General features: G+C 30.0%; 21 protein-coding genes. 16 read left to right on the top strand and 5 right to left on the bottom strand.

What is annotated here, in order from left to right; translation table 11 throughout:
• Positions 1 to 6: 6 nt before the first annotated feature.
• Positions 7 to 1,098, top strand: coding sequence for a glycosyltransferase (locus BM549_RS12920; RefSeq protein WP_290470646.1), 1,092 nt, complete (start codon positions 7 to 9; stop codon positions 1,096 to 1,098).
• A gap of 1 nt (position 1,099) precedes the next feature.
• Positions 1,100 to 1,516, top strand: a complete 417-nt coding sequence (locus BM549_RS12915; protein WP_013870418.1) for an FdtA/QdtA family cupin domain-containing protein — start codon at positions 1,100 to 1,102, stop codon at positions 1,514 to 1,516.
• Here BM549_RS12915 and BM549_RS12910 read toward each other — a convergent pair.
• Complete coding sequence (locus tag BM549_RS12910; RefSeq protein WP_290470645.1) at positions 1,513 to 2,397, bottom strand: glycosyltransferase family 2 protein; 885 nt, start codon at positions 2,395 to 2,397, stop codon at positions 1,513 to 1,515. The genes BM549_RS12915 and BM549_RS12910 overlap by 4 nt on opposite strands.
• Positions 2,398 to 2,507: 110 nt before the next feature.
• On the opposite strand from BM549_RS12910, the gene BM549_RS12905 reads away from it, so the two are divergent.
• Together BM549_RS12905 and BM549_RS12900 are read left to right on the top strand one after the other, a co-directional pair.
• Positions 2,508 to 3,923 carry a hypothetical protein gene (locus BM549_RS12905; RefSeq protein WP_290470644.1) on the top strand — a complete coding sequence of 472 codons (1,416 nt, stop codon included), beginning with the start codon at positions 2,508 to 2,510 and terminating at the stop codon, positions 3,921 to 3,923.
• A gap of 4 nt (positions 3,924 to 3,927) precedes the next feature.
• A complete protein-coding gene (locus BM549_RS12900; protein WP_290470643.1) occupies positions 3,928 to 5,388 on the top strand; it encodes a glycosyltransferase family 39 protein in 1,461 nt (486 codons plus the stop codon).
• A gap of 1 nt (position 5,389) precedes the next feature.
• Here BM549_RS12900 and BM549_RS12895 read toward each other — a convergent pair whose 3' ends face one another.
• A complete protein-coding gene (locus BM549_RS12895) occupies positions 5,390 to 6,073 on the bottom strand; it encodes a cell division ATP-binding protein FtsE (RefSeq protein WP_290470642.1) in 684 nt (227 codons plus the stop codon).
• Positions 6,074 to 6,318: 245 nt separating this feature from the next.
• Here BM549_RS12895 and BM549_RS12890 point away from each other — a divergent pair, with 245 nt between their 5' ends.
• The 4 genes from BM549_RS12890 (at position 6,319) to BM549_RS12875 (ending at position 13,473) form a co-directional block, all read left to right on the top strand.
• Entirely contained in the window at positions 6,319 to 9,336 is a 3,018-nt protein-coding gene (locus tag BM549_RS12890) for a tetratricopeptide repeat protein (RefSeq protein ID WP_290470641.1), read from the top strand.
• Positions 9,337 to 9,428: 92 nt separating this feature from the next.
• Complete coding sequence (locus tag BM549_RS12885; protein WP_290470640.1) at positions 9,429 to 11,195, top strand: TonB-dependent receptor; 1,767 nt, start codon at positions 9,429 to 9,431, stop codon at positions 11,193 to 11,195.
• Positions 11,196 to 11,290: 95 nt separating this feature from the next.
• Positions 11,291 to 12,913: an amidohydrolase gene (locus tag BM549_RS12880; protein ID WP_290470639.1), complete on the top strand. Its 1,623-nt coding sequence runs from the start codon at positions 11,291 to 11,293 to the stop codon at positions 12,911 to 12,913.
• Positions 12,914 to 12,945: 32 nt separating this feature from the next.
• The gene (locus tag BM549_RS12875) at positions 12,946 to 13,473 is read left to right on the top strand and encodes a DUF2059 domain-containing protein (protein WP_290470638.1); all 528 of its coding nucleotides are present in this window, start codon (positions 12,946 to 12,948) and stop codon (positions 13,471 to 13,473) included.
• Here BM549_RS12875 and BM549_RS12870 read toward each other — a convergent pair.
• Positions 13,470 to 14,168 (bottom strand): bifunctional 2-polyprenyl-6-hydroxyphenol methylase/3-demethylubiquinol 3-O-methyltransferase UbiG, encoded by a 699-nt coding sequence (locus tag BM549_RS12870; protein ID WP_290470637.1) that lies wholly within the window; start codon positions 14,166 to 14,168, stop codon positions 13,470 to 13,472. The two genes, BM549_RS12875 and BM549_RS12870, sit on opposite strands and share 4 nt — an antisense overlap.
• Positions 14,169 to 14,254: 86 nt before the next feature.
• On the opposite strand from BM549_RS12870, the gene BM549_RS12865 reads away from it, so the two are divergent.
• The 3 genes from BM549_RS12865 to BM549_RS12855 all read left to right on the top strand — a co-directional run bounded on the left by BM549_RS12865 (position 14,255) and on the right by BM549_RS12855 (position 17,144).
• On the top strand, positions 14,255 to 14,749 hold the full coding sequence (locus BM549_RS12865; RefSeq protein ID WP_290470636.1) for a YkgJ family cysteine cluster protein: 495 nt from the start codon (positions 14,255 to 14,257) through the stop codon (positions 14,747 to 14,749).
• A 69-nt stretch (positions 14,750 to 14,818) separates the two neighbouring features.
• Positions 14,819 to 15,661, top strand: a complete 843-nt coding sequence (locus BM549_RS12860) for a sterol desaturase family protein (RefSeq protein WP_290470635.1) — start codon at positions 14,819 to 14,821, stop codon at positions 15,659 to 15,661.
• Positions 15,662 to 15,947: 286 nt separating this feature from the next.
• On the top strand, positions 15,948 to 17,144 hold the full coding sequence (locus BM549_RS12855) for a hypothetical protein (protein ID WP_290470634.1): 1,197 nt from the start codon (positions 15,948 to 15,950) through the stop codon (positions 17,142 to 17,144).
• Here BM549_RS12855 and BM549_RS12850 read toward each other — a convergent pair.
• Complete coding sequence (locus BM549_RS12850) at positions 17,141 to 18,409, bottom strand: DUF1343 domain-containing protein (protein ID WP_290470633.1); 1,269 nt, start codon at positions 18,407 to 18,409, stop codon at positions 17,141 to 17,143. The genes BM549_RS12855 and BM549_RS12850 overlap by 4 nt on opposite strands.
• An 8-nt stretch (positions 18,410 to 18,417) precedes the next feature.
• Between BM549_RS12850 and BM549_RS12845 the strand changes: the two genes are divergently transcribed.
• Together BM549_RS12845 and BM549_RS12840 are read left to right on the top strand one after the other, a co-directional pair.
• Positions 18,418 to 19,656, top strand: a complete 1,239-nt coding sequence (locus BM549_RS12845) for an FtsX-like permease family protein (protein ID WP_290470632.1) — start codon at positions 18,418 to 18,420, stop codon at positions 19,654 to 19,656.
• 176 nt (positions 19,657 to 19,832) lie between these two features.
• A complete protein-coding gene (locus tag BM549_RS12840) occupies positions 19,833 to 20,813 on the top strand; it encodes a PLP-dependent cysteine synthase family protein (RefSeq protein WP_013870433.1) in 981 nt (326 codons plus the stop codon).
• A 222-nt stretch (positions 20,814 to 21,035) separates the two neighbouring features.
• Here the strand turns inward: BM549_RS12840 and BM549_RS12835 are convergent, their stop codons facing one another.
• Complete coding sequence (locus BM549_RS12835; RefSeq protein WP_290470631.1) at positions 21,036 to 21,572, bottom strand: hypothetical protein; 537 nt, start codon at positions 21,570 to 21,572, stop codon at positions 21,036 to 21,038.
• Between the two features lie 130 nt (positions 21,573 to 21,702).
• Here BM549_RS12835 and BM549_RS12830 point away from each other — a divergent pair, with 130 nt between their 5' ends.
• Genes BM549_RS12830 through BM549_RS12820 form a run of 3 tightly spaced genes read left to right on the top strand, consistent with a single transcriptional unit; the run spans position 21,703 to position 24,283 of the window.
• On the top strand, positions 21,703 to 22,974 hold the full coding sequence (locus BM549_RS12830; protein ID WP_290470630.1) for a DUF2851 family protein: 1,272 nt from the start codon (positions 21,703 to 21,705) through the stop codon (positions 22,972 to 22,974).
• A gap of 52 nt (positions 22,975 to 23,026) precedes the next feature.
• The gene (locus tag BM549_RS12825; protein WP_290470629.1) at positions 23,027 to 23,254 is read left to right on the top strand and encodes a PspC domain-containing protein; all 228 of its coding nucleotides are present in this window, start codon (positions 23,027 to 23,029) and stop codon (positions 23,252 to 23,254) included.
• Positions 23,255 to 23,257: 3 nt separating this feature from the next.
• Complete coding sequence (locus BM549_RS12820) at positions 23,258 to 24,283, top strand: TrkA family potassium uptake protein (RefSeq protein WP_290470628.1); 1,026 nt, start codon at positions 23,258 to 23,260, stop codon at positions 24,281 to 24,283.
• The last annotated feature ends 84 nt before the right edge of the window (positions 24,284 to 24,367 follow it).

Raw genomic sequence — 24,367 nt, 5'->3', positions numbered from 1 at the left:
AAACGCTTGCAAAGTAACAATAAAAAAAAAATATGCCTAGTCGTATCATCTTTAGGTCAAGGTGGCGCACAAAAAGTAGGTGCTTTATTATCTAAAATGCTTCATAATTTAGGTCATGAAGTGCACATTGTTAGCGTTTTAAATATTGTAGATTATAGTTACAAAGGCACATTATTTAATTTAGGAAAAATAAATGCGAGCAGATTTAAAAAACTACTAATTTTTAAAAACTATTTAAAAGCTCATAATTTTGACTGTATTATAGATAATAGGTCGCGTGTTCAAGCTTTAAGAGATTTTATAATTAATAAGTTTATTTATAAAATTCCTACAATTTACATTGTACATAACTATAAAACATCACATGCTTTTTCAAAATACAACTGGCTTAATAAATATTTGTATAAAAATGAAATGCTAATTACAGTATCTCAAGCTGCAGAACATAAATTTAAAAGCTTATATAATTTAAAAAATTGCCGTACAATTTATAATCCTATAGATTTTATAGCGTTAAATAAAGAAGCTGAAATAACGCAACATTTAAATTCTAGTTTAACTAATTATATTTTGTTTTTTGGAAGACTTAATGAGCACCACAAAAACTTAAAATTTTTACTACGTACTTATAAAGCATCAATTTTAATAGAGAAAGGTTATAAACTGGTATTATTGGGTAATGGTAACGATACAGATACCTTAAAGGAATATGCTCAAAATCTAGATTTACAAAAGCATGTCGTTTTTATACCATATGTAGAAAATCCTTTGCCATACGTTAAACAAGCAAAGTTTACAGTGTTAACTAGTAATTTTGAAGGGTTTCCTATGGTGTTGTTAGAATCATTAGCATTAAAAACACCAGTTATTGCTGTAGATTGTAATTCTGGTCCAAGAGAAATTATAGAACATAAATTTAACGGACTGTTAATTGAAACTAATAACGAAACAGCTTTTGAAAATGCTATGAATAGCTTTATATTAGACGACACTTTATATCAAAACTGTAAGCAAAACAGTGTAAATAGCGTTAAGCAGTTTAGTATTAGTGAAATAGCAAAACAATGGGATAAAGCAATTACAGACCTTTTAAATTAAAATGAAAGACACCACAATAGAATCAGCCAGAATAATAGAAATTCCTAAAATTGAAGATCCTCAAGGTCGTGGCAATTTATCGGTAATTGAAAAAGATTGTGTGCCTTTTAGTATAGAGCGTGTTTATTATTTGTACGATGTGCCAAGTTCTGCTTATCGTGGTGGTCATGCTCATAAAGAATTGCAGCAATTATTACTACCATTAAGTGGAAGTTTTGATGTGATTTTAAAAGATGGTAAAAACACAAAAACAGTAACATTAAATAAGCCAAACAAAGGCTTGTTAATTGTACCTGGAATCTGGAGAGAATTAGAAAATTTTTCGTCTGGAGCAGTGTGTTTGGTTTTAGCTTCTGCTGTTTATAATGAAAACGATTATATTTCTAATTTCGATACTTTTAAGCGTATAAAAAGTTAAGCTTTTTCATTTACATATTGGTAACACATATAACTAATTCGATAAAACTGTAATAGTTTTATACTCGGTTTATTACTAAGTAAATTAGCTTTCATTTTTTCTTTAAATACAGCATGAATTTTACTAAAAATTCTTACTAATTTATATTTATTAAGCGTTACAAATAATTTTAAAAGGTCATTATCTGTGTCAAGCGCCTTATTCTTTTTATAAAACCTTAATAAGGTATTAACCGCTTGTTCAACTTTATTTAAGTAAACCTCATTTTCATCAAGACCTAAGTGGTACACCTCATTATCAATGTGTAAAACATTAATATTATTAGTTTTTAAAAACGCGCCAAAATAATAATCAAAACCATAACCTTTGGCTTCATTAATTTTGGAGTTTATTAATTTAAAAGTCTCTTTTTTAATTAAATAGTTGGCAGATATTATAATTTTATAGGCTTTTTTGTTACGTAGTTTTGCAGGTTTTTCTTCTTTAGTTTTCCCATACGTCCAGCGTAAAGTTTTATTGTGGTTTGGTGCTTGTTTTTTGTAAGCAAAGCCACCATAAATAGCTTTGTAATTAGTGTTCGTGGTTTTTAAATAATTTGTAATAAAACTTTCGTTTTTAGGCATAACATCTGCATCTAAAAAAAGTAACCAACTGTATTTAGCTTTGTTAGCTAATTCATTTCTAGCTCTTACACGACCAATATTTGTTGGGTTTGTAATTACAAAAGTATTACTCAAATCTATAGTGTTTAAATTTTGAGTACTACCGTCTTCAAAAATTAAAATTTCAAAAGGTGTAGTTTGTAAACTAAGTTGTTTATGTAAAACATCAACTAAGGCAGAAACGTTATAATTATATGTAGGAATTAAAACTGAAAGCATATTATTTATAAGGCTAAAAATACACTAATTTCTGTATGAAAAAATATAAATTCAGGTTTTTAACTTACTTATTATAATTACTAATAAAATGCTAACTTGCAATTGTAATTATGTTTAAAAAGCAATTTTTATTAACCAGAAAAAACTATCCGCTAATTCATGGTTTTATTAAAAAACCTATTGGTGGATTTTATTTGCAATTTCACAAAAATTGTGTGTTTACTACTGCACGAAACTCATTTTGTGAAGTTATAATTCTTGGAGAATTATTTAGTTATACAACTCCGGAATTAACAAATCAAAACATTTTAAATCAATTAATTGAGCAAGAAAATTTAGAAAGATTCCAAGCTGAAATTTCAAATTATTACGGGCAGTACGTTGTTATTTATAAATCTAATACGCAATTTTCTGTTTTTAATGATGCTTGTGGTCAAGCAGAAATTTATTATACCAAAAATTTTGAAAATTATGCATCACAAGTAAAATTGCTTCAGTATATATTACCATTACAACAAACAGATGAAACGTATTACACTTCAAAAGAGTTTAATAAATTAAGGCTGTTTATAAATAATTCGACGCCATTTAAACAAGTAAAAAAGTTGTTGCCAAATCATGCTATTGATATTATAGCTAAAACGTGTAGCAGGTTTTTTCCTATTAAAAAATTAGAGCAAGGAGATTATAAAGCGGTTGCAGTAGAAGTTGCTAATATGCTTAAAGGGTATTTAAAGGCCATTTCATTAAGGCATAAAATATGTTTGCCAATTACAGCAGGTTACGATAGTCGTGTTTTATTTTTAGCAAGCCTGGATTTAGACTGCGAATATTTTGTAACTCAATTTAAAAACATGCCAGATACACATAACGATTTGGTGATTTCTAAACAATTGGCAGCAATTTACAATAAGCCGTTTAAGGTTATTAAAGATGTGGAAATGCAACCTAAAGATTTTGATTTAAATTACTCGGCGAGTTTAGATTTTCCGTTGTATTTAAGTCCAGATTTGGTTGATGATAAGGTTATTATAAATGGTAATATTAGTGAAATTGGCCGCAACGGATTTTATTATTGCATTAAGCCAAACGCTAAAAATTTAAACGTTATTAATTTTTTTAAACCTCATACCTTTATTCAAAATGAGTATAAAAAATGGTTAGATAACAATAAGGCCGTTTTAAAAAAATATAAATACCATATTTTAGATATTTTTCTTTGGGAACAATTTATGGGTATTGTTCATGCAAAAGCAAAATCTCAAAACAAGCAATTAGGTGTTAATGTAATGACACCTTATAATTCTAGGGTTTTATTAAATACATTGTTGAGTGTAGATAGAGGTAAAAGAGACAGAATGGATAATGTTTTATACAATGAAATAATTGCATATTTATCTAAAAATAATACAAAGGTTTTAAATTTATCTATAAACCCAAGTAAAGAAAAATCTAAATATTTAAAGCTGAAAAAGTTTGGATTGCATAAAGTATATAGTACAATTAAAGTGAAGCTAAAATCTTAATAATTTGAAATTTAAAACAAAAATTTATAGTATTTCTGCACTTGGTTTTTGCTTGCTAATCTTACAATTCGCTGTAAATAGAAGCTTATGGCTTGACGAAGCAAAATTGGCTTATAGTATTGTAGATCGTGATTTTTTAGAATTATTGAAACCTTTAGATAGCGGGCAAATGGCACCAATTTTATATTTATGGTGTACTAAATTATTTGTTTTAATATTTGGTAGTAACGATTTGGCTCTTCGGGTTTTTCCGTTTTTAATGTCTTTATTATCAATTATTTTACTTACTAAACTTAGTATGCTGTTAATTAAAGATAAAACGATAACATTAGTAGTTTTATTGCTGTTTTGTTTGTGTCCTTCTGTAATTTATTATAGTTCTGAAGTTAAACAATACAGTACAGATATAATGGTGTTTTTATTGCTGCTATATGCTTATTTTAAAACTTATAAAAGTGTAAAAAATCAATTGATAATTTTAAGTTTAGTTGGTGTTTTAGCAGTAGCATTATCTAATGTATCTATAATAGTTTTTTTTATTTTAGGCTTATATACTTTAATTTTTAAGCTCGAAAAACTTAAACTATTAGTCTTTCCTTTTACAGTTTGGTTAATAGCTTTTGCGTTGTATTATTTTACGTTTTTATATAATCACCCATCTAAAGATTTAATGCAAAATTATTGGGAGTTTGCATTTATGCCATTAAATCCTTTATCTATAGATTTTTGGCTTTGGCACAAAACGAATACCACTTTGGTATTTACACAATTATTAAAATTTCCTCCACAATTGTATGTGTACTGTATTATAATTGCGGTGTATGGTTTTGGTGTTTTTAATTTAATTAAAAGTAAAAATTACAAGTTACTATACCTTGTTTTAGTTCCTGTATTGGTTCATTTAATCTTATCGGCATTTGGTTTGTACCCTTTTTATGTTAGAATCATTTTGTACCAAATACCATTGTACTTAATTACTATAGCATTTGGTTTAAGCTTTTTAGTAAAGCAGTTAAATATAATAGTGGCAAAACAAATAGCTGTATTATGCTTTTTGTTTCCTGTAGCTATATATACGTTTATAAATGTTGTAAAAATGCCTTATTTAAAAGAACATATAAAGCCTGTTTATAGTTTTGTAAACGCTAATATTAAACCCGAACATCAAGTATATGTATTTAGCGGTAATGTAGATGTGTTTGATTATTATAAAAAAATAGAGTACATAAATTTTAATAATTCAATTGTTTTAGGTGAAGCGCACCATTACGATTATACAGGTCACCATTCCCAATTAAAAACATTAAAAGGTAAAGTATGGTTTGTGTTTTCGCATGTGTTTAGTCCTGGAAAAAGTGGCGAATTAGAATCTAATTATATTATAGATTACTACAAAAATAAAGCGACCATTATAAAGCAAGCACATCATGGTAGATGTGCAGCTTATTTATTAGATATTAAATAAATTAGGCTTTACGTTGTACAACTTCAAAAACTTGATTTTCATCACACTTTAAAGTTTTACTTGGGTACTTTAAAAGCAAAGCATAATCATGAGTTGCCATTAAAATAGTATTACCGTTTTTATTAATTTCTTGTAATACTTCCATAATTTCAACACTAGTTTGTGGGTCTAGATTTCCAGTAGGCTCATCGGCTAAAATTAATTCAGGATTATTTAAAAGGGCACGAGCAATTGCAACACGTTGTTGCTCTCCACCAGACAATTCATGTGGGAATTTAAAACCAGTGGTTTTCATGCCAACTTTATTTAAAACTTCTTCCATACGTGTAGCCATAGCAGCTTTGTCTTTCCAACCAGTTGCTTTTAAAACAAACTCTAAATTTGCATTTACAGTACGGTCTGTTAACAGTTTAAAATCTTGAAATACAACACCAAGTTTACGTCTTAAAAACGGGATGTCTTTTTCCTTTAAGGTTTTTAAATTAAAGTCTACAATGCTTCCTGAGCCTGTTTTTAAAGGTAAATCGGCATAAAGTGTTTTCATAAAACTACTTTTTCCAGAGCCCGTTTTTCCTATTAAATAAACAAAATCGCCTTTGTTAATTTGAACGTTAACGTCTTTTAAAACGAGACTTTCACCTTGAAAAATAGAAGCATCTTTAAACTCTAAAACAGTATTTGGCATAAATATATTGTTAGTATTTTTTAAACGTGATTTTTTTAAGAATAGTATAAAAAATGCACTGTGGTAAATGTATCATTTTTAGTTGAAACAATAAAAATAGAGATTAATTTTTTAAGAATATAATTAAGAATATACTTAGCTTTAAATTAACATTTAATAACTCGGTTTATAATTATAACAAAATTCTAACGTTAACATATTAACATTAATTTATCTTTGATTTTAAATAAAAAAACCTTCAGTCTATGACTAAAAATCACATAGCAATATTTCTTTTTTCAATTGTGTTAAGTATCAACGCTTTTGCTCAAAAATCTGAAACATATACCAATCCTATAACAGATTTTCAAAAAGCTTTGTCTTTATATAATAACCAGCAATATTTAGCAGCACAAACTGTTTTTAGCAAAATAAAAAAGAATACTCAAGAAGATAATATAAAAAGTGATTGCGCATACTACATTGCTAATTGTGCGGTTAGGTTAAACCAGCAAAATGCCGATGAACTTATAGAAAGCTTTGTAGAAGATTACCCAACAAGCACAAAAAAAAATACCGCTTTTGTAGATGTAGCCGATTACTATTTTGAAAACGGAAAATATGCTTACGCACAAAAATGGTATGATAAAGTAGACGAGAGTGCATTAGCTAGAAAAGAACGTGAGAAGTTTTATTTCAATAATGGTTATACAGCATTTACAACTAAAAATTACGACGATGCTAAAACCTATTTAAATAAAGTAGAAAGCTCTCAAGAATATGGATCGCAAGCCAAATATTACATTGGTTTTATGGCTTATCAAGGTGATGATTATGATAAAGCAAATACCTATTTCGACCAAGTTAAAGATCAAGAAAAATATCAAGAGAAATTATCATATTATCAAGCCGATTTAAATTTTAAACTAGGTAAATTTAAAGAAGCAATCGCGCTTGCTAGTGCAAGATTAGATGATAGTAGCCAAGAAGAAGTTTCAGAATTATCAAAAATTATTGGAGAAAGCTATTTTAACTTAGAGCAATACGAAGAATCAATACCATTTTTACAAGCCTATAAAGGCAAACGTGGAAAATGGAACAATACAGATTATTACCAATTAGGTTACGCTTATTATAAGCAAAAAGATTACGAAAAAGCCATTTCAGAATTTAATAAAATTATTGGCGGCGATAACAGTGTAGCACAAAACGCTTATTATCATTTAGGTGAAAGTTATATTAACTTAAACAAAAAACAAGAAGCTTTAAATGCTTTTAGAAATGCATCTCAAATGGATTACGATCTTAAAATTCAAGAAGATGCTTGGCTAAATTATGCTAAAATTAGTTACGATATTGGTAATCCCTACCAATCTGTACCACAAGTTTTATCGGGTTATTTAGAGCAATACCCAGAAACAACTTACAAAGAAGAAGTTGAAAATTTATTAATAGACTCTTACATAACTTCAAAAAACTATAAAGAAGCTTTAACGCTATTAAAAGGAAAAAACAGCCAAAAAAATAAAGCAGCATACCAAAAAGTAGCATTTTATCGTGGCGTAGAATTGTATAACGAAAGTAATTATAACGAAGCCGAAACATTATTTGATAATTCTTTAAAAGAACCTCAAGATCCCAATTATGTCGCAAAAGCAACGTTTTGGAAAGCAGAGACAGATTATAACCTTACTAATTATAACGATGCTTTAAATGGGTTTAATACATTTAAACAAACAGCTGCTTCAAACTTAAAAGAAACACAAAATTTAGATTACAATTTAGCATACACTTATTTTAAGCTTAAAGATTATGCTAATGCAACACAATACTTTAATACGTTTATTTCTAAAAAGCCACAAGACCAAATAAGATTAAATGATGCTTATTTAAGATTGGCAGATGCACATTTTGTATCAAGTAGATATAATGATGCAATTATTGCCTACAATCAAGCAATAGAAATAGGAAAAATTGAAGCCGATTATGCTTACTTTCAAAAAGCAATTAGTTATGGTTATTTAGGTCAAGCTAATAAAAAAATAACAGAGTTAGAAACGTTTATTGATACATATAAAGCATCTAAATTAAGAGATGATGCCATGTATGCTTTAGGTAATGCTTATGTAAAAGCAGGAAGTAAAGAAAAAGCAATGGCTACTTATAATAACTTAACAGCCACTTATAGTACAAGTCCATTTGTATCTAACACATTATTGCGTCAAGGATTAGTGTATTATAATAATAATCAAAATCAAGAGGCTTTAACCAAATTTAAAACTGTAGCTAAAGACTTTCCAGCATCACCAGAAGCAAACCAGGCAGTAGCAACAGCGCGATTAATTTATATAGATTTAGGAGAGGTAGAAAACTATGCTGCATGGGTTCAAACTCTAGACTATGTAGAGGTAACAAATGCAGATTTAGATCATGCATCATATCAAGCAGCAGAAAAACAATATTTAGACGATAATACTAACAATGCAATAAAACAATTTGAAAAATATAATAGGGAATTTAAAAACGGATTACATGCTACTCAAGCTCACTTTTATTTAGCTCAACTATATTTTAAAGAAAACGAAAACCAAAAAGCAGCACCAAATTACCGTTATGTTGTAGATGCCTCACAAAGTGAATTTACAGAAGAAGCTTTATTAAGGTTATCGCAAATAACTTTAGAAAATAAAGATTGGGAAAGCGCTTTGCCAATTTTAAAACGATTAGAAACCGAAGCAAATTTTCCTCAAAACAGTTTGTTCGCACAATCTAATTTAATGCAAGCCAACTATCAATTAAAAAAATATAATGATGCTGTGGCTTACGCCGAAAAAGTCCTGAGTAATTCAACTTTAGATAATAAAGTAAAAAGCGATGCTCAAGTCATTATAGCACGTTCTGCAATAAAAACAGGAAACGAAGCCAAAGCAAAATTAGCTTATGAGCAAGTAGAATTAACAGCAACAGGAGTAACTGCTGCCGAAGCCTTATACTATAATGCATACTTTGAAAATAAAGCCGGAGCATACCAAAACTCTTTAAAAGCAACGCAACGTTTAGTTAAAGATTTTTCTAGTTATAGATATTATGGAGCAAAAGGATTAATTGTTATGGCAAAAAATCAATATGCGCTTAACGATGCTTTTCAGGCTACATATATTTTAGAAAGCATACCTAAAAACTTTGGCGAATTTGAAGATGTTGTTGCAGAAGCAGCAGAAGAGTTATCTAAAATTAAAGCAGAAGAAGCTAAAACAAATGCTTCAGTAGATACTCAAGATTAATTAGTTATAAAATAAAGCAGTTAAAACTGAATAAAAAAATTAAATTTTTTCAACTTTAGAAATTTAAAAGCTATAAAAACAAACACTTTTTTATGTTTAATAGAAAAAAACAAATCATCTTATTAATTGCATCAATAGTTACAACTATTATGGTTGCTCAAGAGCGTGAGCAGGACACATTAAACCCAGATGTTATAAATGTAATTAAACCTTACACACCATCAATAAGTGATGCCTTTAAAGTAAAAGAGTCGCCAACCATAGATGACGACCAAACACAAACTAAAAAAGAAATAGAATACAATATATTTTCTTTTCCAGTAGCATCTACATTTACACCTGCAAAAGGTAAAGCAGCCGTTGTAGATAAAGCGAAAAAAGTAAAGTTGTACGATAACTATGCGTCTTTAGGTTTTGGGTCTTATACAACTATTTTAGGCGAAGTATATTTAAATCACGAGTTAGGTCGTGGCGAAAATATTACAGCTTACGTAGGTCATCACTCATCAAGTGGTAATATAGATGGAAACTTTGTAGATGATGATTTTTTAGACTCTAAAATAGATTTATCCTACACTAAACGAGAAAGAGATCTCACCTGGATGCTAAATGGAGGTTTTCAATTACAAAAATATAATTGGTATGGTTTTCCAACTTTTTTAGTAGGTACAGAAATTCCTTTAGAAACGGTAAACGGTTTTGATGTTGGACATAATTTTACCAACGCATACATTGGTGGAGATATAGAATTTAACGATGGTATTTTTAAAGGAGCAAATGTGCTTTTTAGACGTTTTGGAGACAATCAAGGTTCTGGAGAAAATAGATTTAAAATAAAAGGTTTTGTAGATGTTCCTGTTAATAACGAAACATTAAATACCGAAATTAAATTAGATTACTTAAGCGGTAGTTTTGAAAGAAATTATTTTAACACTAATGAGCTAAATTACAGCAATTTTCAAGTAGCAATTTCTCCAACGTATCAATTAAAGCAAGACGATTTAACGGTAGATTTAGGCGCTACAGTAACCTTTTTAAATGATGGAGAAGCTGGTGAAAATAAATTTTATATATATCCAAATGTAAGTGCGACATATAGAGTTTTAGACGAAACAGTTATTGCTTTTGGTAGTATAAAAGGAGAATTGCTTCAAAATTCTTATTACGACTATGCTACACTAAACCCATTTGTCTCTCCAACATTATTTATTGTACCAACAGACCAGCAATACAATGCCACAGTAGGAATAAAAGGAAAACTATCTAACGCTTTAAATTATGCAGTTAGCGCAAGTTATAAGTCGGAAAAAGACAAAGCTTTATTTCAAAATAATTTAATGCCTTATGGTTTTGCAAGTGAAGAAGCTTATCAATATGGTAACTCTTTTGGAGTTGTTTACGACGATGTTTCAACCTTTGGTTTTGTAGGAGAATTAAATGTAGATATTAATAGAAACTTTACTTTAGGAGTTAAAGGTGAATATTTTTCATACAACACAAAAGCACAAGAAGAAGCTTGGAATTTACCAGAACTAAAAGCATCAATATTTATGGATTACCAAATTACAAACCAATGGTTTGCTGGAGCAAATGTATTCTATACAGGAGAACGTAAAGCATTAATTGGTTTTAACGATGTTATGAATCCAGATTTCCCAACATTTATTAACGCTACACAAACAGTTGTTTTAGGAGATTATTTAGATTTAAACGCACATGTAGGCTACCATTTAAACGACCGTTGGTCTGTATTTTTAAAAGGTAATAATCTTGTAGAAGGCACATATAATAAATGGCTAAATACAAGAGTGCAAAGTTTTCAGGCATTAGCTGGAGCAACATATAAATTCGATTTTTAAAAAATAAAAAATGTATTAATTTAAATAGGAAAAACGTCTGTATAAAAAAGACGTTTTTTTTATGCCTATCTTTATCCGAAAAATTTTAAAAAACCATGAAAAATCTTCTTACTAGTTTCCTTTTAATTATTTGTTTCAGTTGTACTTCTGGTAAAAAAGAAGTGGATACCATTGTAACCAATGCAAAAGTATACACGGTAAATTCAAATTTTGAAACAGCCGAAGCTTTTGCTATTAAAGATGGTAAGTTTGAAGCTGTAGGTAGCACTTTAGAAATACAAGAAAATTATTCAGCAGAAAATATAATAGATGCGCAAGGAAAAGCCATTGTACCTGGTTTAATAGATGGTCATTGCCACTTTTACGGTTTAGGTTTAAATAGGCAAACCGTTAATTTAGTTGGTACAACAAGTTTTGATGAGGTAATGAAACGCGTTATAGACTTTCAAAACACCAAGCATACCAATTTTATTATTGGTCGTGGTTGGGACCAAAACGACTGGGAAGAAAAAACATATCCAAATAAAGCATTACTAGATAAATTATATCCAAATACTCCAGTAGCATTAACACGTATAGACGGTCATGCTATGTTATGTAACCAAGCAGCATTAGATTTAGCAAATATTACTAGTAAAACCGAAGTTTCTGGAGGAGAAATAAAAAAAGAAAACGGAAAACTTACAGGTATACTAATAGACAATCCTATGGAGTTGGTAGAAGCCATTTTTCCTGAGCAGACGAGACAGCAGCAAATAGACGCACTTTTAGATGCACAATCATATTGTACAAGCTATGGTTTAACAACAGTAAGCGATGCAGGATTAGACAAAAATGTTATAGAACTAATAGATAGCATGCAGCAAGCCGGTGATTTACATATGCGCGTTTATGCTATGATTAGCAATAAAACCGAAAATCTAGACTACTATTTATCTAAAGGTAAAATTAAAACCGAAAGATTAAACGTGCAGTCTGTAAAAGTTTATGCAGATGGTGCTTTAGGATCTCGTGGAGCTGCATTAAAACAACCTTATAGCGATGAGCATAATCATTTTGGAGCTATGGTAATTGGTACAGAAGCTTATAAGGAATTGGCAAGTAGAATTGCGAAAGCAGGTTACCAAATGAATACACATGCTATAGGAGATTCGGCAAACCGCTTTGTATTAAAAACCTACGAGAAAACTTTAAAAGGAGAAAGTAATAGACGTTGGAGAGTAGAACATGCACAAGTAATTACAGATAATGATTTCGATTATTTTAAAAATGAAAACATAATACCTTCAATACAACCAACACATGCTACCAGCGATATGTACTGGGCAGAAGATCGAGTTGGAGCAGAAAGAGTAAAAGGAGCTTACGCTTACAAAACACTATTAGAAAAAAGTGGAAAAGTAACCTTGGGTACAGATTTTCCTGTAGAGCAAGTAAATCCGTTTTATACTTTTTATGCAGCAGTAGCAAGAAAAGATTTAAAAGGATTTCCTGAAAACGGATTTCAAAAAGAAAATGGTTTAACAAGAGAAGAAACTTTAAAAGGAATGACTATTTGGGCAGCTTATGCCAATTTTGAAGAAGAAGAGAAAGGAAGTATAGAAAATGGTAAGTTCGCAGATTTTGTTATCTTACAACAAGATATAATGGAAGTTCCAGAGAATCTACTACCCAAAACAAGCGTTTATAAAACCTACATTAATGGCGTGGCACAATAATTGTGTTTGCCAATAAAACAATATTATACCAAATGAAAAAAATACTATCCCTCATTTTAATGTTCACAGTAACATTAGCTGTTAATGCTCAAGTTGATGATTATAGTGCAGATGTAAAAAAATGCATTACAAGTAATGGTACAATGTCTTATTACGAAGATGTAATGGAACAAATGTACGAGATGCTACAAGTACAATTTAAAGAAGAAAATGTACCAGATACTGTTTGGGCTCAAGTAAAAGAAGGAAAAAGTGATGCTATGGATAAATTGGCACAAATGATAGTGTCTGCTTATCGAGGTCACTTTACGCATCAAGATGTAAAAAACATGAACGCTTTATATGCTTCTCAAGCAGGAAAGAATATGTTTAAAAAAGATGGATTAACAGAAAGTGATAAAGTAGCTTTAAGTAAGTTTTATAGTAGCGAAACTGGTAGAAAAATTACAGGATCTCAAGATTCTATGAATGAGTCTATGAGTAAAATTTCTGAAACTTGGAGTAGCAATGTTTATCGTGGTGCTATTGCTTTCCTTTCTGAAAAAGGATATAATCTTTAAACGTAAATTTTAGCTAAATAATCAAAATGCTCGCCTTGTGTGAGCATTTCGCATTTTAAACCAACAGAAGCGCAAGCAATATTTAAGGTTGTAAAATCTAAGTACAACCATTTCATAGGTGTTTCAGCTTCACCTTTGTAGCTTAAAAAATAATCAAGTTCACCATAATAGCCAGAGTTTAAATCTTGCCAAAAGCCACCATCTTCATCTTCATACATATATTTAATATCACTAGAGTCAATTAAAATTTGTCCGTCTTTATTTAATAAACTTTTTAAATGTTTTAAATACTTTGGTAACTGCTCAATGGTTTGAAAAATTCCGGTGCCATTCATTAATAAAAGAATAGTGTCAAAAGTTTCAGTTTCATCTAAAAGAGAAATTTGCTGCGCATTAATAACACCTCTTTTTTTTGATACTGCAATTGCACCTTTAGAGACATCTATTGCTTTTACTAGTTTTCCTTTTTCTTGTAAGTATAAACTATGACTTCCTGCACCACAACCAACATCTAATATTTTTCCTTTAGAAATTTCAAGCGCCTTTTGTTCTACCTTAGGCATGTTAGTATAGTCTCTAAAAAGGTAGTCTAATGGTAAGGTATCTTCGTCAGATATATTTGTTGAGGTAATAATATCTTCTGAAGCTGTATTGTTGTAGTAATCTAACAAAGCGTTTCCAAAAAGGTCTTTCATTTTAAATGTTTTTTTATTTCTATAGCGCAAACTCAATTAACTTTTTCAAGCTATAAAACTCGTTTTAAAAGTATTATTTTTGCACGATGCAAGATTATATAAATAACCTACCAAAGCTCGCCAAAGATAAGCATAAGGAAAACAAAACCTTTTTTACAAAGCTTAAAAAAAAGCCGCCAAAACAGTTAGATTATATTATGCAGGAATTGCATGAAGAAGAGTTTACAAAAACCGATTGCTTGGAGTGTGCAAATTGTTGTAAAACAACAGGACCTTTATTTACAGATAGAGATGTAGAGCGCATTGCAAAGCATTTTAAAATGAAAACTCAAAAGTTTATTGATCAGTTTTTAAGAGTTGATGAAGATAACGACTATGTTTTGCAAAGTGTGCCTTGCACTTTTTTAAGTGCAGATAACTACTGTTCTATATATGATGTTAGACCAAAAGCATGTAGGGAGTTTCCGCATACAGACCGTAAAAAGTTTCAGCAAATTTCAAATCTTACTTTAAAAAATGTAGCCATTTGTCCTGCAGCATTTAATATTGTTGAAAAAATGAAAGCACAAATTAAAGTTTAAAACAATTTCAGCTTTAGGATTGGTAAAACTCATTTTTATTTTTTCGTTATATTTATAAAAATTAAGATTTTGGAAACTATAATACATTATTTTGAAACCATACCATCATTACACAGAAGTATTCTATTAGTAGGTGGTATCACTTTGTTTTGGCTACTTGAAGGTGTATTACCATTATTTAATTTTAAGTATAAAAAATGGAAGCATGCTTGGCCAAATTTGTTTTTTACAATCACCACTATAATTGTAAATTTTGCCTTAGCATTTTTATTATTAAAAACTGCAGATTGGGTAACCATAAATAATTTTGGGATACTTAATTGGTTACCAGATATGCCATTATGGTTATTTGTAGTTTTAGGACTGTTACTTTTAGATTTTATTGGAGCTTATTTAGCACATTTTACAGAGCATAAAGTTAGTTTTTTATGGATGGTGCATTTGGTACACCATAGCGACCATGAAGTAGATACTACAACAGCAAATAGGCATCATCCACTAGAGAGTATCATTCGTTTTTTGTTTACGCTTTTAGGTGTGTTTATTATTGGAGCTCCAATAGGTGTAGTCATGTTGTATCAATCAATATCTCTAGTTTTTGCACAGTTAACACATGCCAATATTAAAATGCCAAAGCAGTTAGATAAATTGCTTAGCTATGTAATTGTATCGCCAGATATGCATAAAGTACATCATCATAATGTATTGCCATATACAGACTCTAACTATGGGAATATATTTTCTATTTGGGATCGTATTTTTGGCACTTTTATGAGTTTAGATAGAGAAAAAATAATCTATGGTGTAGATACTTTTCCTAATGCCGAAGAAAATGCTAGTTTAAAACACTTATTAAGGCAACCATTTCACAAATATAGAAGACCAACTACAGAAATTAAAGCTTCAGAATAAAGTACATAAAATCAATAATTTTCTATTAAAAACCTATTCTTTTTTAATAATATGTTGTCACTTGTTTAAAACATTATTAATTATATAATTTGTACGTAGTTTTACGTAGCAACCTATTGATTATCAGAATATATTGCGCTTAAACGAATAATTTATGTGTTTTAACTAATTTCTCTTAATTTAAAGGTAATAAACTATGGTATATTCTAACAATGCGATAGTTTTACAGTCCCTGAAACGAACAATTGATTTTTAGCAGAATTAAACTAATTGTAAAGTTTTAATTATGAGAAAAATAAAAACATACTACTTATTCGCTTTAACATTTATGTTAAGTTTTACTTGCTTTGGTCAAGATTTAGCTGTTACAAATATTAAAAAAAATATTAATGACGAAGCTAAAGGCTTAGAGCAGCGTTTAAATACTACGCTTGATACATTAATTCTTAAAAGTGATAAAGAAATTTTACGTGTAACGTTTTTAAGTCACGAAGAAAAAGACAGTGAAATTATAGATGTAGGAAGTCACGAAGTAAACATCCCATTATATCATTTAAAACAAGGAAGATACACTATCGCAGTATATAGAGAAGACAAAATTATTGCTTTAGGTGTAAAACGTGTGGATCCTATTCCTGTACCAGACAATGCTATTGCAGATTTAGAAGAAAGTATATTAAGATCAAGCTTAACCGAAGAACAACAACTTGATAGAAATATTAAACCGCTTAAAAAGAAAATTTATATTTCTAACGACAATACTAAAAATACGCGATTAGCATCTGCTAAACCTAAACAAAAAGTAAATAATAGAACATCCTCGAATAGAGCTAGTAAAGATAGAACTTCTAGAGCATCTCAATCTCAGTCTACTAAGCAAAATACTAAAAGTAAAGACATAAGAGTTGCAAGTGCTAATTCTAAAAGTCATAATCACTCAAATGTTAATTCTAGATATTCTAGATACAATACTAAAAACAAGCAGAATACTAGGATAGCTAGTGCAAAATCAAAATCTACAGACGATAATAAAAATACAAGTATAGCATCTGCCAATTCTAAAATAAAAGAAACAAGCAGAGATAAACAAGAAAAGTCTATTAAAACAAACTCTAAAACAAGTACAAAAAACAATAAAGATGTTAGAGTAGCAAGTGCTAATTCTGAAAAAGAAACGAAGCCAAAGCGTAAAGTAAAAAAGAGACCAAATGCTGGTAAAAAATCTGGTTTCGCTTTAGCGTTAGAGCGAAAAGAAAAAGCAGCGAAAGAGTCGTTAGCTAGCCTTGAAAAAGAAATTGATTTAAAAGAAACAGTAGCTAATAAACCAGCTTCAAAAGATAAAAAATCTCAAGGTACTTTAATTACGGTAACAAAAGTTACTTACAATTTAACCGATAAAAATAGCGAGACTTTAAAAAAGCAAACGCGAGCAGATTATAGAGCAAATAATTTAAGGCCAAACGGAAAGCCTTACGAAAACTAGTTATAAAGCAAATATTTGTTTCTAATAGAATTAAAATTATCTAAGCCATCTTTCCAGGTGGCTTTTATTTTGTTTTCTGTCCAACCAGCTTCAATCTGGTTTTGCAGTTTTTTAGTACCAGCTAATTTTCCAAAAAAACCATTTTTTAAAAAAAATGTACTCTTATCTTTAGTAGTATTATATGCAGAAATTATATAGCTTAAATTAATAGAATCAAGCCTTGTTGTATTAGTAAGGTTAAAACCATAGCATAACTTATTTTCATGTTTAGGGTATTTTGCACCATCATTAGGTTGAGGTGTAAAAGTAAAATTAGTTCTAGTTTTATTTAAAAATGGCGAGCCAAAAACTTGAAACTGCAAATCTGTACCACGACCAGCACTAACATTTGTACCTTCAAAAAAACATAAACTAGGGTATAAGTTAATAGCAATATCGTTAGGTAAATTAGGTGAAGGTTTTATAGGTAAACTATAAGGTAAATCATGCGAATAGTTTTTCATTTTAATAACTGTTATGTCGCATTTAATATCGTTATCCAGCCAATTTTCTCCATTAATCATTTTTGCATATTCGCCAATAGTCATGCCATGAACAATAGGTATTGGGTGCATACCAACAAAACTTTTGTATTCAGGTTCTAAAACAGGACCATCAATATAGTGACCATTTGGGTTTGGTCGGTCTAAAATAATCATAGGTATGTTGTTTTCTGCGCAAGCTTCCATTACGTAATGAAGCGAAGAAATATAAGTGTAAAAACGTGCGCCAACATCTTGAATATCAAAAATAACAATATCTAAATCTTGTAATTGCGAAGCAGTAGGCTTTTTGTTTTTGCCGTATAAAGAAACAATGGGTAAGCCTGTTTTAGTATCAATACCATCTTTAACCACTTCACCAGCATCTGCAGTACCACGAAAGCCATGCTCTGGCGCAAATACTTTTTTTAGGTCAACATTTAAAGAGACTAAAGAGTCAACAATATGCGTTTGCGAGTTACATTTAAAAATTACACTCGTTTGGTTAGCAACAACACCAACACGTTTGCCTTGTAATAAATTTAAATAAGCATGAGTTTGGTTAGCACCAATAGTTAGAGGTTTTACGGTTTCAGTTTGTTTTTCTATACTTAGCTTAGAGTGTTCACTTTTATTAGCAATAGTACTATTAATAGTTTTATCTTCTACTTTATTAGCCTTTCCGCATGAAAATGCTAAAAAAAGAAATAATAAAACTGTATTTTTGAGGAAAATTAATTTCATATTATAATTTGAATTTCGAATACTTTATAGCTAAACGCATAATTGATAGTAAAGCGTATAAAAGTAGTATATCGGCACCAATAATAAAAATTGGTATAGCTGCAATTGCTATTGGTATAATAGTAATGATGATTGCTATAGCAACCGGTATCGGGCTACAACACAAAATTAGAGATAAAGTAGTAGCCTTTAACGGTCACGTAACCATTACAAATTACGATAATAATAATTCACAAGAAAGCGAAAACCCAATAAGTACAAATCAAGAGTTTTATCCTAATTTTACAAGTGTAAGTGGAGTTCGCCATATACAAGGCGTAGCAACAAAAGGCACAGTAATACGTTTAGAAGACAATGTAGAATACTTAGTAATAAAAGGTGTTGGTGCAGATTACGACTGGCAGTTTTTCAAAGAATATTTAATAGAAGGTCGTTTACCAGATTTTACAAAAAAAAGAAACGAAGACTTACTAATCTCCAAATATTTTGCAAACAGGCTTAAAATAAAAGTTGGCGATAAAATACAAGCCAATTTTATAAAAGAAAATCTAAACCAACCGCCAAGAATCATGCAATATAACATTGTAGGAATTTATGATTCTGGATTTAAAGAGTACGACCAATTATATGCCATAGGCGATATAAAGCACATACAACGTCTTAACAAATGGGACGACAACCAAGTAGGCAATTTTGAAGTATTTATAGAAGATTTTAATACCTTAGACCAAACAGGCCAAGCCATAAGGCATGAAATTCCATCTATTTTAGACTCTAAAACCATAACGCAACGCTTTCCAACAATATTCGAGTGGATAAGCATATTTGTAAACAACATATTTGGCATAATAGGTATCATGATACTTGTAGCAGGAATAAACATGATAACAGCATTGCTGGTATTAATTTTAGAGCGCACACGCATGATAGGAATAATAAAATCGCTAGGCGGTAGCAACCTAAGCATACGAAAAATCTTTATTTATAATGCAACCTATTTAATAGTATTAGGCTTATTTTGGGGAAACCTTATAGGATTAGGCTTACTATTAGCACAAAAATATTTTCAGTTTATAAAATTCCCAAACCCAGAAAATTATTACATGACGTATGTTCCAGTATATTTAGACATAAGCTACATACTAGCCTTAAACATAGGCACATTTATACTCTGTTTAGTCATGCTATTATTACCATCTTACATTATAACAAAAATATCACCAGTAAAAGCAATGCGCTTCGAATAAGTAAAAAATTGGGCGTTACCTAAAGGTCGCGTTTTCCGCAGTCGCTCTCTGCGAGGAGCTCCAACAATGCTACAACCGCTAACGCGGGCAAAACGATAAAGAATAGTTAATTATAAAGGCAATTCTCTTTTTAGTACTGCGGTTTTTACTACTTTTGCATAAGCAAAAAAACACATATGCAATACGCAAAAAATATTCTCGAAACCATAGGTAATACACCATTAGTAAAACTAAATAAGTTAACCCAAGAGTTACCGTGTTTAGTACTAGCAAAATACGAAACCTTTAATCCAGGAAACTCTGTAAAAGACCGTATGGCTTTGCAAATGATAGAAGATGCAGAAGCCGATGGTAGACTAAAACCAGGCGGAACCATAATAGAAGGAACCTCAGGAAACACAGGAATGGGACTTGCATTAGCAGCCATAGTAAAAGGCTACAAATGTATATTTGTAATGGCAGATAAGCAGTCTAAAGAAAAAGTAGATATATTAAAAGCCGTAGGAGCAGAAGTAGTAGTATGCCCAACAGCGGTAGAACCAGACGATCCAAGATCGTACTACTCAGTATCAAAACGATTAGGAGAAGAAACACCAAACTCTTGGTACGTAAACCAATACGATAACCCAAGTAATGCAAAAGCACATTACCAAAGCACAGGACCAGAAATTTGGAAACAAACCGAAGGTAAAATAACACACTTTGTAGTTGGAGTAGGAACAGGTGGTACAATCTCTGGAGTAGGTAAATATTTAAAAGAACAAAATCCAGATGTTAAAGTTTGGGGAATAGATACTTACGGTTCTGTATTTAAAAAATACCACGAAACAGGAGTTTTCGATGAAAATGAAATATATCCTTACGTAACCGAAGGTATTGGAGAAGACATATTACCAAAAAATGTAGATTTCGATATCATTGATGGCTTTACAAAAGTAACCGATAAAGATGCTGCCGTTTACACACAGCGTTTAAGTAAAGAAGAAGGTATGTTTTTAGGCAACAGTGCAGGAGCAGCAATAAAAGGCGTGTTACAACTTAAAGAACACTTTAAACCAGAAGATGTAGTTGTGGTACTATTTCATGATCATGGCTCACGTTATGTAGGTAAAATGTTTAACGACGAGTGGATGCGTGAATTAGGTTATATAGAGTAACAAATACCTGCAAATACAGGAATCCCATATTATAAAATCAAAAAGCACAGTTTTAAACTGTGCTTTTTTTATGTTATAGAAAAGGTTTTTTTAACGGGTTTGTATAAGATTAGTTACATGTTTTAAGGACTAAAGTTAGCAAAAGTGGACAAGTCATAGGGATATCCGAAGGAAATTCTGAGTAGACCTGTACCAAGCAATTAATTACACATGTTGTTAGGCTTAGTTGTTTTTCGTTTTCTTATAATCAGTGATTTCGCCATCATTATCTATGATAAATGTGAACTTATATTTTTTAGATTTAAAAACGAATTTTGCTACTTTACATTTAGATGCGTCATCTACGAAATTAAAATCTTCGTCAGGTTCGTTTTCCTGTATTAATTTTTTTGTTTTAATAAGTTCAAACTTCTTAATGTCATTTTGCATTAATTCAAATCGGCAAAGGTTTTCAAGAATTTTCATATTTAAAAGTCTAGGAAGCCTATCTACTTCTCTAGTTGCTTTAAAATGCTTACTTATTTTTTCCCAAATTACAATTGTCGCTAAAGTGCATTCTGGCAGAGAAAGAATTACCTCTATTAGTATTCCTGCAAACTCACCACTTACAGCTCCAACAAATTGCCTATGTAATTTAAAATCAAAAACAGTTTTATCTTCTAAAGTTGAGAGAACATCAGTTTTTATTTCAAGCCAAAATTTTTCAATTTCAGTTTCGTAGTTTCCACATTTTATATATTCGATACTTCCTTTTTGCATTTTTTTTATTAAGTCAAAAGCGTTTTAATATTAAACATTAAATACATTTTATATCAAACGCTAAACGAAGTTAGTAGAAAAAAATAACAAAGCCAACATTGTAATGCGCTAAAATTCGTACATTTAAAATATGCAAGAAGATTTTCTACATTACATTTGGAAGCATAAAAAACTAGAGACTTCAAACTTAAAAACTCAAAATAACGAGTTGGTAAGTATTTTAAAAACTGGAGAGCATAACCATAATACAGGACCAGATTTTTTTAACGCGCAATTAAAAATAGGTAATCAGCTTTGGGCAGGAAATGTAGAAATTCATGTGAAATCTAGCGATTGGTATTTGCATAATCACGAAACAGATAGCAATTACGACAATGTAATTTTACACGTTGTATGGGAGCACGACACAGCAATTTTTAGACAAAACAATACAGAAATACCTACGGTAGAACTTAAAAATAATGTATCTAATCAAGCATTAAATAACTACGTAAAGCTTTTTAATAATTCTCAAAAATGGATAAACTGTGAAAACGATTTTACATCTATATCCAGTTTTACAATGTCTAATTGGTTAGAGCGTTTGTATTTTGAACGTTTAGAACGAAAAGCAAAAGATATAAACATAATTTTAGAACAAAGTAAAAACAATTGGGAAGCAGTATTATTTAAATTACTTGCAAAAAACTTTGGTCTAAAAGTAAATGGCGATTCTTTTTTTAGCCTTGCCAATAACCTTGACTTTTCTATTGTTAGAAAACAACAATCTAAACAAGTTGGTTTAGAAGCTTTATTTTTTGGTCAAACTCAATTGTTGAGAGAGGATTGTCAAGACCCTTATTTTTTAGAACTTAAAAAAGAATATACTTTTTTAAAGCAAAAATTTAATTTAAATGAAATAGGTGTACTACCGTTACAGTTTTTTAGATTACGACCACCAAACTTTCCAACGATTAGACTATCTCAATTAGCAACATTATATACAACACATAATAATGTGTTTTCTAAAATTATAAAAACAAATAACATAATAGATTTTTATACTATATTTAAAATTGAAGCATCCCAGTTTTGGCAAACGCACTACACCTTTAATAAAGAATCTAAAAAGTCTAAAAAACAACTTACAAAATCGTTTATAGATTTATTATTAATAAATACAGTAATACCTATTAAATTTAGTTATGCAAAACAGCAAGGTAAAAATATAGATCAGGACATTGTTTTATTGCTTGAGCAAATAGCGCCAGAGAAAAATAGCATTGTTTCCAAGTTTAACAGTTTAAAAAATGTAGCAGACTCTGCATTGCAGTCTCAAGCATTAATTCAGTTAAAAAACGAATATTGCAATAAAAACAAATGTTTACAGTGTGCAATAGGTAACCAATTAATAATTAAGTAGTGCCTAAATTTATTTTAATTAGAATTTTTAAAATTTATAATTAACTTGCAACATGCAATTATTTCACAAGCCATTATTATATTTTCAAAAAAGAGGCTATTATGTTTGTCAGCGAATAGCCGATAAATTAGGTATTCGCGCAAAAATTGTTAGAACCTCTTTTATGTATCTAACCTTTGTAACGGTAGGTTTTGGTTTTGCTTTATATTTATTTCTTGCGTTCTGGATACGTATAAAAGATATTATTTATACCAAGCGCACATCGGTTTTTGATTTGTAAACTATGCTAAATCCAATACTATCTTTTTTTAGAAAAAAAATATATGTAGCATTAGCCTTATTGCTGTTAGTGTTAGTTATTGGGGTTTTTGGATATAGATTAATTTCTGGTTACACTTGGGTAGATTCTATTTACATGACGGTAATAACAATTACTACCGTAGGATTTGGAGAAGTACAACCATTAGATGAAACATCAAAACTCTTTACAGTTTTTCTTATACTAACCAGTGTGGTTATTGTTGGTTATGCACTATCAATTATTACAGAATATATTTTAAGTAGAAACAGCTTAGAAGAATTAAAACGAAAGAAAATGCAAAAAAAAATTGACACTTTGCAAAACCATACAATAATTTGTGGGTATGGAAGAAACGGAAAACAAGCTGCAAAAAAATTAATGTCTTATAAAAAACCTTTTGTAATCATTGAAAAGGATAAAGAAATAATAGAAAAGTTTGAAAGTGAAATGATACCAATGGTTCATGGTAATGCAAATGAAGATGATATTTTAATGCTTGCAGGTTTAGATAGAGCAAGCACATTAATTTCTGCTTTGCCAAGTGATGCAGATAATTTATTTGTAGTACTATCTGCAAGACAATTAAATAAAAATGCTTGTATAATTAGTCGCGCATCTCAAGAAACATCTTATCAAAAGCTAAAATTAGCAGGAGCAAACAATGTTATTTTACCAGATATTATTGGTGGTGATCATATGGCATCTTTGGTTGTTGTACCAGATTTAATTGAGTTTATAGATAACCTTGCTGTTGGTGGAAATGAAGACGTAAACATTGAAGAGATCGATGTCGATAGATTGTATAACACATCTAGTAAAGTGCAAACAATCAAAGATTTAGATTTAAGAAATAAAACGGGTTGCACCGTAATAGGTTATAAAAATTGCGATGGCGAATACATTGTAAATCCAGAAGCAGAAATAAAACTTGTCCCTAATTCTAAAGTAATTGTACTTGGTAGACCAGAACAAATTCAAAAAATGAATTCTATTTACGAATTAGATTAAAGCTGCTTTTTAACAACTTCCGTTTTAAATATTCACCTTTTTTTTGCATATTGCTACATTAAATTTAACATTAAACTAACAAAA

Origin of the sequence: Lacinutrix sp. MedPE-SW, assembly GCF_001874145.1 — a bacterium.
Lineage (GTDB): Bacteria > Bacteroidota > Bacteroidia > Flavobacteriales > Flavobacteriaceae > Lacinutrix.
The sequence above is the reverse complement of the archived record's forward strand: the minus strand, read 5'-3'. Positions and strand labels throughout refer to the sequence as shown.

Excerpts from the sequence above, each read along its gene's own strand:
- BM549_RS12910 (WP_290470645.1), bottom strand. The coding sequence starts at position 2,397 with ATGCTTTCAGTTTTAATTCCTACATATAATTATAACGTTTCTGCCTTA.
- BM549_RS12875 (WP_290470638.1), top strand. The coding sequence starts at position 12,946 with ATGAAAAAAATACTATCCCTCATTTTAATGTTCACAGTAACATTAGCT.
- BM549_RS12885 (WP_290470640.1), top strand. The coding sequence starts at position 9,429 with ATGTTTAATAGAAAAAAACAAATCATCTTATTAATTGCATCAATAGTT.
- BM549_RS12820 (WP_290470628.1), top strand. The coding sequence starts at position 23,258 with ATGCTAAATCCAATACTATCTTTTTTTAGAAAAAAAATATATGTAGCA.
- BM549_RS12865 (WP_290470636.1), top strand. The coding sequence starts at position 14,255 with ATGCAAGATTATATAAATAACCTACCAAAGCTCGCCAAAGATAAGCAT.
- BM549_RS12850 (WP_290470633.1), bottom strand. The coding sequence starts at position 18,409 with ATGAAATTAATTTTCCTCAAAAATACAGTTTTATTATTTCTTTTTTTA.
- BM549_RS12825 (WP_290470629.1), top strand. The coding sequence starts at position 23,027 with ATGCAATTATTTCACAAGCCATTATTATATTTTCAAAAAAGAGGCTAT.
- BM549_RS12890 (WP_290470641.1), top strand. The coding sequence starts at position 6,319 with ATGACTAAAAATCACATAGCAATATTTCTTTTTTCAATTGTGTTAAGT.
- BM549_RS12835 (WP_290470631.1), bottom strand. The coding sequence starts at position 21,572 with ATGCAAAAAGGAAGTATCGAATATATAAAATGTGGAAACTACGAAACT.
- BM549_RS12870 (WP_290470637.1), bottom strand. The coding sequence starts at position 14,168 with ATGAAAGACCTTTTTGGAAACGCTTTGTTAGATTACTACAACAATACA.
- BM549_RS12915 (WP_013870418.1), top strand. The coding sequence starts at position 1,100 with ATGAAAGACACCACAATAGAATCAGCCAGAATAATAGAAATTCCTAAA.
- BM549_RS12880 (WP_290470639.1), top strand. The coding sequence starts at position 11,291 with ATGAAAAATCTTCTTACTAGTTTCCTTTTAATTATTTGTTTCAGTTGT.
- BM549_RS12840 (WP_013870433.1), top strand. The coding sequence starts at position 19,833 with ATGCAATACGCAAAAAATATTCTCGAAACCATAGGTAATACACCATTA.
- BM549_RS12830 (WP_290470630.1), top strand. The coding sequence starts at position 21,703 with ATGCAAGAAGATTTTCTACATTACATTTGGAAGCATAAAAAACTAGAG.
- BM549_RS12895 (WP_290470642.1), bottom strand. The coding sequence starts at position 6,073 with ATGCCAAATACTGTTTTAGAGTTTAAAGATGCTTCTATTTTTCAAGGT.
- BM549_RS12905 (WP_290470644.1), top strand. The coding sequence starts at position 2,508 with ATGTTTAAAAAGCAATTTTTATTAACCAGAAAAAACTATCCGCTAATT.
- BM549_RS12855 (WP_290470634.1), top strand. The coding sequence starts at position 15,948 with ATGAGAAAAATAAAAACATACTACTTATTCGCTTTAACATTTATGTTA.